This is a genomic window from Ideonella sp. B508-1 (genome assembly GCF_000333615.1).
Taxonomy (GTDB): Bacteria; Pseudomonadota; Gammaproteobacteria; order Burkholderiales; family Burkholderiaceae_C; genus Ideonella.
The window spans coordinates 16,170-27,196 of the sequence record NZ_BADL01000588.1; the positions used below are offsets into that span (position 1 = coordinate 16,170).

Here is an 11,027-nt window from a genome sequence, read left to right on the forward strand (position 1 = left end):
GAAGGGCTCCTGCGGGCCTGCGCGCTCAGTCGAAGCGCACGCCCAGGTACTGCTCGATGCTGGCGGCGGCATGCTCGAGCATGGGCTCGGTCAGTGCAGGCTGCACGCCGATCCAGAAGGTCTTGGACATCACCGTGTCGGAGCGCGCCAGCGTGCCGCTGACACGGTAGTTGCGACCCTGCATATAGGGCTGCCGGGTGAGGTTGCCGGCGAACAGCAGCCGGGTGCCGACGCGCTGCTGGTCCAGGTAGGTCAGCAGGTCCAGGCGAGAGACCGGTGCCTCTTCGCGCAGGGTGATGGGAAAGCCGAACCAGGACGGCTCCGCACCGGCGGTGGCCTGCGGCAGGATGAGGAATTCCTCGCAACTGCGCAGACGCTCGTGCAGGAAGGTGAAATGCCGGCGCCGCGCGACGATGAAAGCTTCGAGCTTGCCGAGCTGGGCCAGGCCACAGGCAGCCTGCATGTCGGTGATCTTCAGGTTGTAGCCGAGGTGACTGTAAGTGTATTTGTGGTCATAGCCCGGCGGCAGCTGGCCCAATTGCTGGCAGAAGCGGCGGCCACAGGTGTTGTCCTTGCCGGGCGCGCAGTAGCAGTCGCGGCCCCAGTCACGGAAGCTCTCGGCGATGCGGCGCAGTTCGTCGTGTCGGGTGAACACCGCCCCGCCTTCGCCCATCGTGATGTGATGGGCGGGGTAGAAACTCAGGGTGCCGATGTCGCCAAAAGTGCCGACCTTCTGTCCTCGGTAGGTCGATCCCAGGGCATCGCAGCAGTCCTCGACCAGCCACAAGCCATGGCGGCGGCACAGGTCGGTGACCACGGCCAGGTTGAAGGGATTGCCCAGCGTGTGCGCCAGCATGATGGCCTTGGTGCGCGGCCCGATGGCCGCCTCGATCAGGCTGGCATCGACGTTGTAGGTCGGAATGTCGACATCGACGAAGACTGGCACGGCCCCGAACTGCAGGATCGGATTGACCGTGGTCGGGAATCCCGCCGCCACGCTGATCACTTCATCGCCCGGCCGGATGGCCCGCTCGCCCAGGCGAGGCGAGGTCAGCGTGTGAAAGGCCACCAGGTTGGCGGAGGACCCGCTGTTGACCGTCAGCACGTGGGGCACGCCCAGGAACTGGGCCAAGCCGGACTCGAAGGCCGCATTGAAGCGGCCGGTGGTCAACCAGCCGTCCAGGCTGGCCTCGACCATCAGGCGCAGCTCCGCCGCATCCAGCAATTTGCCCGAAGGCGGCACCACGCTCACCCCCGGCTCGAAAGGCCGGGGCTGGCCCAAGGTCAGCGCCGCGTACTGGTCGACCAGTTCAGCGATCCGCTGACGCAGCTGCAGGGCCTCTTCATTCGCCACGCATGGCCTCCTTGGATGTCTGCCTCATCGAATCAGCGCCCCGGGCCCAGGTGCGCCCGGATCTGCGCTTGCATCAGCGCATGGGCCGGCTGCCCGGCAAACAGCTGGCGCTCCCAATCGACCGTCCAGGCAATCGCCTGGCGGGTGTCCAGCCGCGGCTGCCAGCCCAGCGACTGGCGGGCCAGGCTGGCGTCCAGGCGCAGATGCAGGGACTCGTGCGGGCCGTCCGGGGCGGCCAAGGTCACCACATCCCCGCCACCCCACTGGTGACAGGCCTGACGGGCCACGTCTGCGACCGACCAGATCTCGTCCACGGACGGGCCGAAGTTGTAGGCCGGGGCCAGGCCGGCACGCCCCCCCGCCATGGCTTCGGCCAGCACCAGATAGCCCGACAGGGCATCCAGCACATGCTGCCAGGGACGGGTGGCGTGGGGATGGCGCAGCGCCAGCGGCCGCCCCGCCCGCAGTGCCCTGAACAAATCGGGCAGCAGCCGATCGCGACAACGGTCCCCGCCGCCGATCACGTTGCCGGCCCGGGCCGTGACCAGACGCGGTCTGGCGTCGCCACTGAAGTAACTGCCACGAAAGGCCTGCACCACCAGTTCGGCACAGGCCTTGGAATTGCTGTAGGGGTCATGCCCTCCCAGCGGATCGGTTTCGCGGTAGGGCCAGGGCTGGCGCTCGTCGCGGTAGACCTTGTCGGTGGTCACCACCAGCACGGCCTGCAGGTCGGCCCGATCACGGCAGGCTTGAAGCAGGTTGGCGGTGCCCTGGACATTGGTGTCGTAGGTCCCCAGTGGATCCTCGTAGCCCACGCGCACCAGGGCCTGTGCCGCCAGATGCAGCACCACCTGGGGCCGGCAGTCGGCCACGGCCTGCGCCAGCCGTTCGGGCTGGCGGATGTCCACCCGCAGATCGGAGGCCAGGATGGAGGCCACCTCGGCCATGTCAAACAGGCTGTCGGGCTCGGGCGCCAGGGCAAGGCCGTGAACCTCGGCGCCCAGCGCATGGAGCATCCAGCTCAGCCAGCTGCCCTTGAAGCCGGTGTGGCCGGTGACCAGCACACGGCGTGACGCCCAGAACGCGGCATTCGGCGCGGCCGCTGCGGCGGGGCTCATTTCCAGAATTTCCACGGGGCCTGGCCGCTGGACCACAGCGACTCCAGTTGGTGTTTGTCGCGCAAGGTGTCCATCGGCTGCCAGAAGCCATCGTGCTTGAAGGCCCGCAACTGGTCCGCGGCAGCCAGGGTCTCCAGCGGCGTGGATTCCCAGGTGACCATGTCGTGCGCGATGAGGTCGATGACGCGCGGCTTGAGCACGAAAAAGCCGCCGTTGATCCAGCCACCGTCGCCCAGCGGCTTCTCGACAAAGCGGTTGACCGCGTCGCCGAGCAATTCCACCGAACCGAAACGCCCAGGCGGCCTGACCGCGGTCATCGTGGCTTCCCGGCCGTGCGCCTGGTGAAAGCGGATCAGGGCGCCAATATCGAGGTCCGCCAAACCGTCGCCATAGGTGAAACAGAAATCTTCATCGCCCAGAAAGGGCCGCACGCGGCGCAGGCGGCCCCCGGTGAGCGTGTTTTCCCCGGTGTTGACCAGGGTGACCTTCCAAGGCTCGGCCTTGTGGTCATGAACCTGCATGCTGCCGTTGCTCATGTCGAAGGTCACGTCCGACATGTGCAGGAAGTAGTTGGAGAAATACTCCTTGATGACGTAGCCCTTGTAGCCGCAGCAGATGATGAAGTCGTTGACCCCGAAGGATGAATAGACCTTCAAGATGTGCCACAGAATGGGCAGCCCACCGATTTCGACCATGGGTTTGGGTCGGACGGAGGTTTCCTCCGACAGCCGGGTGCCCGCTCCGCCGGCCAGGATGACGGCCTTCAATGCCGACCTCCGCCGTGAGGGAGCCAGGACGGCGAGCGGTGTCCGGGGTCGGTCTGGGCAGCAGCGTGGATCATTTCAGCCTTGGTTAGGGTGACCAGCAGGGCCGTTCAGCACTTGGCCTGTGTCACCTGCATGATGCTTCACGAACCGCGCACCGCCGCCTGGTACAACAGCCGCGCCTTGCCGAGCCGTTGACCCAGTTCGCCATCCAGCCCCAGCGCAGACCCAGACGTGTTGTCGACCCACTGGACATCATGTGTCTTGAACAAATCCATTGTATCTTCGACCGACTCGATCAACATGATGTCGGCATACTCGCTTTTCCCTGTCATGGAGAGGGCTTCGGCAATCAGTCCGATGATCTGCTGGGCATTCATGCCGCCGGTATTCGAGGACGTCAGCGCAAATGCAAGCGTCACCGGATCTCCAGGCGCAAACTCGCTGGCATAGGCGATCAGAATCTCCACCCATTCCAGCGTGGTCCAGTCCACATCGCAGAGGAATGCCTGTTTTCTCGGCTTGAAACGGCGGGGAGTTTGGGTGGACAACACGCGCAGGCGCGACAGCACCAGGTCGCTGGCCACCTGCCAGCTCAGGTGAGCCTCGGCAAATGCCCGGGCCCGCCGGCCCATGTCGCGCAGCGCAGCGCGGTCCGTGTAAGCCGCGCGCATGGCCCGGGATACGGCCTTCAGATCCGGCTCCTGCAGCCAGAAACCGGGGGCGGAAGGCTTGAAGCGGTCCACCTGGGTCGGGCCGCGCTCGCTGGGGATCAGAAAGGCGAACTCCTCCCGCACGAAGTCCGCCGCCGCGCCTTCACGGGTGACGATGACGGGCAGGCCGCACGCCATGGCCTCGGCAATCGGAAGTCCGAAGCCCTCGCCCCGATACGGCAGGGCCAGCACGTTGCAGGAGCGATACAGCGCAATCACCTCGTCTTCGGTCAGAGCGTCGGTGATGTATTCGATTTCCGGCGCATCGGGGAAGCGGGTGCGGACATTTTCGAGGAAACCATGCAAATCGCTGCCCTGATAGACCGTGCCTGGCTGCCCCTTGATCACCAGGCAGACATCCTCATGGGATTTGAAGGCGTGCAGATAGGCCTCCAGCACCACATCGATACCCTTGCGGTGAATCGTGCCGCCGACAAAGAGGATCTTGAATTTCTTGCGGGTTTTGAGCGGATAGCGGCTGTCACCGGGTGAGAAGCGCGCAAGATCGACGCCATTCGGGATGACCTGCAGCTTGTCAGCGGGGACCCCGCTGGCCACATAGCAGTCCCGCACCCACTGGCTGGGCACCCAGATCTCGTCGACCTGGTCGCGCATGGGGGCCACCCAGTCCTGCGGGATGCCGCCGAACTCCCAGGGCTGGATCATCACCCACATGCCTTCAGGAGGCGGCGTGAAGTTGGGCGGCCATTGGTGCCGCACGTGCACCGCGGTGGACTCCAGCGGCTTGCCCACACAGGCGACCAGGGGCAGCGCCGTCGGCATGGACTTGGCCGGGTCGAACTGGTCGGGCTCGAAAGGCCGGATGCCGAGATTGACCTCGCCCGAGGCCAGCAGGCCCAGGCAGAGCTGACGGTTGACCAGGGCCAGGCTGTGATAAACGAATTGCGATCCCTCCCAGCGCACCGGAATGCGCCGGTCTGCGGCCTTGGCAGCGGCCGCCTGCGCAATGGCCTCGAAGAACGGCGGCACGTGGGCCGTGGAGGAGACCACGGCCAGCCAGTCCGCCCAGCCGGCCCAGGGCTGCAGTGACTGCGCCCGCTCCTGGCGCGCCCGGCGCAGGGCCGCACGCACGTCGGTCACATGCAGCAACGGCATGCTGGCTTCCTTGTGGTGCGGCTGATAGGCCAGGATCTCGGGCGTGATCGGCTGGCTGTGCCGAGGATCCTCGTCGATGGTGATCAGGGCCGCGTCCATGCCCAGCAGCGTGGAGCCGACCGAGTGGGCGACGATGATGCGCTTGCCCCGGATCAGGGCTTCGCCGACCGGCGCCGTCACGGCCGTGTCGGTCGAAACGTAGTAATGGCTGCGGTCGATCAGGCGGCAGATGTCCAGCCGCGTGCCCAGCGCATCGTCGATGAAGATGCGGGCCTGGGAAGGATGGGCTTCGCAGGCGCGCGCGAGGATGGCCTGCAGATCGCGCTGCGGCTGGCCGGGCACGGGGTGCCAGGACGGGTAATTGACCTTGACATGCAATTCGGCCTTCGGCTCGTCGGCGAACTCCTGCAGAAAGGCCTCGAACAGGGTGTCCCAACGGCGCCGCGGCTGGAACATCGCCACGGTCACGAAACGCAAGGCACCGTCGTCGTGCATCGGCTGGACGGGCGGCAACTTCGGGTTGTTGAACCAGATGTGCGGCACCACCAGCGGCCTCAGCTTGTCAGCCTGCAGACCCGCGTCGCGCCAGGCGGACATCTCGTTGGCCGCCACGCACACCAGATCCATGTGATTGCACACGCGCACCCATTCGGCCGGGGGCAGCGCGCCTTGCAGGGCACCATCGAAGGTGGTCAGCATCACCCTCAGAGAGCCGGGCGGCAGCTTGATGTCGAGCCAGGACTGGCTGGGCACGTGATAGAACAGAGCAATCACCTGCCCGGACAAAGGCGTCGACTCCAGCTGGGTCAGCAGGTCGAGGTCGAAGTCGTCGATGCCCGGCTCCTCGGCATTCACCGACACCAGGCGCACACGCAGCCCCGCGGCGTGCCAGGCCGCCGCCAGCGCCCGCCCGCCCATGCCGTAGCCACTGCGGTTCTTGAAGGGCGCAAAGAACAGGAGGGTGTGATCCGCGGGAAGTCCGAATGTCATGTCAGCAGGCCCTGAGTGAGTGATCCGGGGCCCCTTCGGCGATTGGCGATCGGGACGGACTCCGGCTGGGGGCAGTCTAGAAAACCTACGGACAAGCCATGCCGTGAAATGGTGCACAAAAGTCACCCTGATAGGGGGCACACCATGGGGCCATGGCAGGGTCCAGGGTCGACACGGCGCCCAGGGAGACAGCGCTTGTAGGAATTTGTCTGACACGGAGGGCGGAAAAACCGGGACTCCAGTTCTGGAAGTGACCCGATGTTGCCGCCCAGTTCATGTGCTTACAGTTCATTCCAACGCGAAACAAACGCGCAACACAACCCACCAGGAGCCGCAACATGGAAACGACCCAGATCCTCGCCGAGATCCGCGAAGCCAACCTGTCCTACCTGATGCTGGCGCAAAGCCTGATCCGCGCCGACCGCGAACAGGCCCTGTTCCGCCTGGGCGTCTCCGAAGAGACCGCCAACCTGATCAACGCCCTGACCCCGGCCCAGATGATGAAGATCGCCACCAGCAACACGCTGCTGTGCCGCTTCCGCATGGACGACGACCTCGTCTGGGGCCTGCTGACCAACCACGGCAAGTCCTCCTCCAACGACAGCGTCAGCCGCCTGCACGCTTCCATCCTGATGGCTGGCCGCCACCAGGAAGCCGCCTGATCCCAGGCCGCACCCCATACCCATAAAGACCAGGACGGAGAACACACCATGGCCCGCACCAAGAGCATCCTCACCGAAGCCAAGCAGATCGAACGTGCCGTCACCCTGATCCACCTGGGCGCCCGCCTGCAGGTGCTGGAGTCGGAGACCGATCTGTCGTACGAGCGCCTGCTGCGCCTGTACAAGGAAGTGTCGGGCAAGAGCCCGTCCAAGGGCCAGCTGCCGTTCTCCACCGACTGGTTCATGACCTGGCAGCCCAACATCCACGCCAGCCTGTTCCTGAACATCCACGAGTACCTGAACAAGACCTCCGAGATGGAGGACATCGACGCGGTGATCAAGGCCTACCAGCTGTACCTGGAGCAGACCGCTGCCCAGGGCCTGGAGCCCCTGCTGTCGGTGACCCGCGCCTGGCGCCTGGTCAAGTTCGTGGACAACGGCATGCTGACCATGACCAAGTGCACCCACTGCGGCGGCCACTTCGTCACCCACCCGCACGAGATCGCCCGCCACTATGTGTGCGGTCTGTGCAATCCGCCGGCCCGTGCCGGCAAGGGCCGCCAGGCCGGCGCCCTGCAGATGCCCAGCGCCGCCGAGCGCGACGCCTGCACGGTCGACGCCCACTGATCCCTGAGCCTGGCTCAAGTCCGCCCCACGGCGGGCGATAACAGGGCCAGGTGCAAGTTTTCATGCAGCTTCCTCCTCCTGGCACAGCATTCATGTGCCTTGTGGCGGGTCCCCTGGGGCCCGCTTTTTTCTTGGCGCTGCAGCACCCTGCTTTTCCGGCTTTCCAAAAACCTCAAGGCGGCGATGCTCTCTCCGATATGAGGTGAAAGGCGCGCACAGGCGCCACTCACACCAACCCGGACCGCCACACCATGTTCGTCATCGTCGGCTGGCTCGTCGCCATCGGTTGCATCTTCGGGGTGTTCATCGCCCACGGGGGCAACATCCACGTCGTGCTGCACGCTCTGCCCTTCGAGCTGATCACCATCTTCGGCGGGGCTCTGGGCGCCTTCGTGGCCAACAACCAGATGAAGGTGCTCAAGGCCACCGGCAAGGGGCTGGGCGCCTGCTTCAAGGGCAGCAAGTACTCCAAGGCCCGCGCCATGGAGCTGCTGGCCCTGCTCTACGAGATCCTGCAGAAGGCCCGCAAGGAAGGCCTGATGTCCATCGAAAAGGATGTCGAGGATCCGCACAGCTCCGCGCTGTTCCAGAAGTTCCCGGTGGTGGGCAATGACCACCACGTCACCGAATTCATCACCGACTACCTGCGGATGATGGTCTCGGGCAACCTGAACGCGCACGAGATCGAGTCCCTGATGGACACCGAGCTCGAGACCCACCACCACGAGGCCCATGCCCCGGCGGCGGCCATCGCCCGTCTGGCCGGTGCCCTGCCCGCCTTCGGTATCGTGGCCGCGGTGCTGGGCGTGGTGAACACCATGGGCTCGGTGGGCCAGCCCCCGGCGGTGCTGGGCGGCATGATCGGCTCGGCCCTGGTCGGGACCTTCCTGGGCATTCTGCTGGCCTACGGCTTTGCCGAGCCGCTGGCGGGCCTGCTGGAACAGAAGATCGACGAGGACGGCAAGGAACTGCAGTGCATCAAGACGGTGCTGCTGGCCTCCATGCAGGGCTACGCCCCGCAGACCGCCATCGAATTCGGCCGCAAGGTGCTGTACTCGACCGAGCGCCCGACCTTCAGTGAGCTGGAAGGCCACGTGAAGAAGAAATAAGCCGAGGACAAGGCCATGGCCGGCGACGCCAAAAAGCTCCAGCCCATCATCGTCAAGCGGATCAAGAAGGGCGGCCACGGTGCCCACGGTGGCGCCTGGAAGATCGCGTACGCCGACTTCGTGACGGCGATGATGGCCTTCTTCCTGCTGATGTGGCTGCTGGGCTCCACCACCGAAGGCGACCGCAAGGGCCTGCAGGACTACTTCAACTCTCCCCTGAAAGTGGCCATGGGCGGGGGCTCCGGCTCGGGCGACTCGTCCTCCATCATCAAGGGCGGGGGCGAGGACCTCACCCGCACCGCCGGCCAGGTCAAGCACGGCGCGGTGGAGGCGCCCAAGCGCACCTTCAACCTGCAGGCCCTCAAGGCCGAACAGGCCCGGGCCGAGGCGGCCAAGCTGATGGAGCTGCAGAACAACCTGCAGGAACGCATCGCCGCCAGCGAGAAATTCAAGGCCCTGAGTTCACAGCTCAAGCTGGACATGACCCGTGACGGATTGCGCATCCAGATCGTGGATGCGCAGAACCGACCCATGTTCGACTCCGGCAGTGCCGTGGTCAAACCCTATATGCGGGACCTGCTGAGGTCCATCGGCGAGGTGCTGGCCGACGTGCCCAACCTGCTGACGCTGGAAGGCCACACCGACGCCACACCCTTCTCCGGCAACGGCCTGGGCTACAGCAACTGGGAGCTGTCGGCCGACCGGGCCAACGCCTCCCGACGCGAGCTGATCGCCGGGGGCCTGGGGGAAAACCGCATCCTGCGGGTGCAGGGCCTGGCCTCCAGTCAGCTCTTCAACCCCAAGGACCCGCACGACCCGTCCAACCGGCGCATCTCGATCATCGTGATGAACCGCGAAGCCGAGGACCGGGTGTTCAAGACCGCCCCCGAGGCGGCCAGCGCTGACGCCGAATCCACCCCCGAGGACACAAAGGCCTCAACTCCGTCGCCAATCGACCGATAAGCTCTCAAGACCGCAAGAGGACTGACATGAGCAACCCCACCGATCTCAAATTCCTTGTCGTTGACGACTTCTCCACGATGCGCCGCATCGTGCGAGGCCTGCTCAAGGAAATGGGCTGCAACAACGTCGAAGAGGCCGAAGACGGCCAGGTGGCCCTGAGCATGCTCAAGGGCGCCAAGTTCGACTTCGTGGTCAGCGACATCAACATGCCGAACATGAACGGCTTCGACCTGCTCAAGGCCATCAAGGCCGACGACAGCCTCAAGCACCTGCCGGTGCTGATGGTCACGGCCGAAGCGCGCAAGGAAGACATCGTGCTGGCGGCCCAGAGCGGCGCGGCCGGCTACATCGTCAAGCCCTTCACCAAGGCCACGCTGGAAGAAAAAGTCCAGAAGATCATGCAGAAGCTGGCGGCCACCGCCTGATCCCCTGTCCCGTATCCCACGAGGAGACAGTCATGAAAATGGAAGATCTGGCGAGCCTGACACCGACCGAACCGTTGACGGTGTCGCCTGAAGTGTTCCAGCAGCTGGGCAGCATCACGCGCCTGCTGCACGACACCATGCAACAGCTGGGCGTCATGCCCAAGCTGCAGAACGCCGCCGACGGCCTGCCCGACGCCCGCAGCCGCCTGAACTACATCGCCACCAAGACGGCCGACGCCGCCAACAAGGTGCTGAACTCGGTGGATCAGGCCAAGGTCGAGCACGCCCACATCATCGAATCCACCCGCGCGCTGGCCCAGACCCTGGTGTCCGACCCGGTGCGTGCCGTGGCCTCGGGCGCGGTGCTGAACTTCGTCAAGGAAGTCGAGGACTCGACCTCCCGCATCGACGCCCACCTCACGGACATCATGATGGCCCAGGACTTCCACGACCTGACCGGCCAGGTGGTGGCCAAGGTGGTGACCCTGGCCAACGACCTGGAAGACAGCCTGGTCAAGCTGCTGGTGCAGGTGGTGCCGCCCGAGCAGCGTGACAAGGTGGACGCCAATGTGCTGCACGGCCCCGTGGTCAACCCGGAAGGCCGCACCGACGTGGTGACCAACCAGGGCGAGGTGGACGACCTCCTCGCCAGCCTGGGCTTCTGAGCGGCAACACGGGCCCCAGGCCCGTGTGCTTCGACGTCCCGATCACCGCCGAGGTGCCCGATGACGGAGTCTCCTTCGATCCAGCCCTCCCCCGAGGCACTGCCCCCCGAGCTGGGCTGGCTGGCCCCGGACCGGTCACCCCGCCCGGCCGAAGCCCTGGAGCGCATCCGCCTGCTGTGCGATCTGGCCGGCACCGACCTGCACCGCGCGATGCTGCTGGTGCTGGCCACGCACCAGGCGGTGCCGCGTGAGATCCTGGCCTCGGCCCTCAAGCAGTTCCGCCGCGACCTGGACAGCCTCACCCGCGAAGACGTGACCGGTCTGCTCAATGCGCTGTGGACCGGCGGCCAGCAGGGCTTCCAGTCGGTGCTGCGCACCCGCAAGGGCAGCGAACGCAAGCCGGCCAACCTCGGCTGGCTCAAGACCGACGATTGAGGCCCCGCCCGGTGGCGCCGGAGATTGCGGGGCGAACACCCCGCTTCCCCGCCCCCCACGGGCACGGCCCCGGGCCACAATGGCCC

11 protein-coding genes are annotated in these 11,027 nt (G+C 65.8%); 7 read left to right on the forward strand and 4 right to left on the reverse strand.

Going from position 1 to position 11,027, the window contains the following annotated elements:
- Positions 1 to 25: 25 nt before the first annotated feature.
- The 4 genes from rfbH to I73_RS31170 all read right to left on the reverse strand — a co-directional run bounded on the left by rfbH (position 26) and on the right by I73_RS31170 (position 6,172).
- A complete protein-coding gene (gene rfbH, locus I73_RS23375; RefSeq protein WP_022982837.1) occupies positions 26 to 1,354 on the reverse strand; it encodes a lipopolysaccharide biosynthesis protein RfbH in 1,329 nt (442 codons plus the stop codon).
- Between the two features lie 32 nt (positions 1,355 to 1,386).
- Positions 1,387 to 2,472, reverse strand: coding sequence for a CDP-glucose 4,6-dehydratase (gene rfbG, locus I73_RS23380; protein WP_022982838.1), 1,086 nt, complete (start codon positions 2,470 to 2,472; stop codon positions 1,387 to 1,389).
- Positions 2,469 to 3,239 carry a glucose-1-phosphate cytidylyltransferase gene (rfbF, locus tag I73_RS23385; RefSeq protein WP_022982839.1) on the reverse strand — a complete coding sequence of 257 codons (771 nt, stop codon included), beginning with the start codon at positions 3,237 to 3,239 and terminating at the stop codon, positions 2,469 to 2,471. The genes rfbG and rfbF overlap by 4 nt, the downstream gene beginning before the upstream one ends.
- 140 nt (positions 3,240 to 3,379) lie before the next feature.
- Positions 3,380 to 6,172, reverse strand: coding sequence for a glycosyltransferase family 4 protein (locus I73_RS31170; protein ID WP_159105925.1), 2,793 nt, complete (start codon positions 6,170 to 6,172; stop codon positions 3,380 to 3,382).
- A 221-nt stretch (positions 6,173 to 6,393) separates the two neighbouring features.
- Between I73_RS31170 and flhD the strand changes: the two genes are divergently transcribed.
- The 7 genes from flhD (at position 6,394) to I73_RS34645 (ending at position 10,941) form a co-directional block, all read left to right on the forward strand.
- Positions 6,394 to 6,717, forward strand: coding sequence for a flagellar transcriptional regulator FlhD (gene flhD, locus I73_RS23395; protein ID WP_022982841.1), 324 nt, complete (start codon positions 6,394 to 6,396; stop codon positions 6,715 to 6,717).
- Positions 6,718 to 6,765: 48 nt separating this feature from the next.
- Positions 6,766 to 7,344, forward strand: coding sequence for a flagellar transcriptional regulator FlhC (gene flhC, locus I73_RS30185; RefSeq protein ID WP_022982842.1), 579 nt, complete (start codon positions 6,766 to 6,768; stop codon positions 7,342 to 7,344).
- Positions 7,345 to 7,595: 251 nt separating this feature from the next.
- Positions 7,596 to 8,453 carry a flagellar motor stator protein MotA gene (gene motA / locus I73_RS23405; protein WP_022982843.1) on the forward strand — a complete coding sequence of 286 codons (858 nt, stop codon included), beginning with the start codon at positions 7,596 to 7,598 and terminating at the stop codon, positions 8,451 to 8,453.
- Positions 8,454 to 8,468: 15 nt separating this feature from the next.
- A complete protein-coding gene (motB, locus tag I73_RS23410; protein WP_022982844.1) occupies positions 8,469 to 9,416 on the forward strand; it encodes a flagellar motor protein MotB in 948 nt (315 codons plus the stop codon).
- Positions 9,417 to 9,442: 26 nt separating this feature from the next.
- The gene (gene cheY / locus I73_RS23415; protein ID WP_022982845.1) at positions 9,443 to 9,841 is read left to right on the forward strand and encodes a chemotaxis response regulator CheY; all 399 of its coding nucleotides are present in this window, start codon (positions 9,443 to 9,445) and stop codon (positions 9,839 to 9,841) included.
- A gap of 32 nt (positions 9,842 to 9,873) precedes the next feature.
- Positions 9,874 to 10,506, forward strand: coding sequence for a protein phosphatase CheZ (locus I73_RS23420; RefSeq protein ID WP_022982846.1), 633 nt, complete (start codon positions 9,874 to 9,876; stop codon positions 10,504 to 10,506).
- A gap of 60 nt (positions 10,507 to 10,566) precedes the next feature.
- Positions 10,567 to 10,941, forward strand: a complete 375-nt coding sequence (locus I73_RS34645; RefSeq protein WP_022982847.1) for a hypothetical protein — start codon at positions 10,567 to 10,569, stop codon at positions 10,939 to 10,941.
- Positions 10,942 to 11,027 lie beyond the last annotated feature (86 nt).

Excerpts from the sequence above, each read along its gene's own strand:
- rfbG (WP_022982838.1), bottom strand. The coding sequence starts at position 2,472 with ATGAGCCCCGCCGCAGCGGCCGCGCCGAATGCCGCGTTCTGGGCGTCA.
- flhD (WP_022982841.1), top strand. The coding sequence starts at position 6,394 with ATGGAAACGACCCAGATCCTCGCCGAGATCCGCGAAGCCAACCTGTCC.
- flhC (WP_022982842.1), top strand. The coding sequence starts at position 6,766 with ATGGCCCGCACCAAGAGCATCCTCACCGAAGCCAAGCAGATCGAACGT.
- motA (WP_022982843.1), top strand. The coding sequence starts at position 7,596 with ATGTTCGTCATCGTCGGCTGGCTCGTCGCCATCGGTTGCATCTTCGGG.
- motB (WP_022982844.1), top strand. The coding sequence starts at position 8,469 with ATGGCCGGCGACGCCAAAAAGCTCCAGCCCATCATCGTCAAGCGGATC.
- cheY (WP_022982845.1), top strand. The coding sequence starts at position 9,443 with ATGAGCAACCCCACCGATCTCAAATTCCTTGTCGTTGACGACTTCTCC.
- I73_RS23420 (WP_022982846.1), top strand. The coding sequence starts at position 9,874 with ATGAAAATGGAAGATCTGGCGAGCCTGACACCGACCGAACCGTTGACG.
- I73_RS34645 (WP_022982847.1), top strand. The coding sequence starts at position 10,567 with ATGACGGAGTCTCCTTCGATCCAGCCCTCCCCCGAGGCACTGCCCCCC.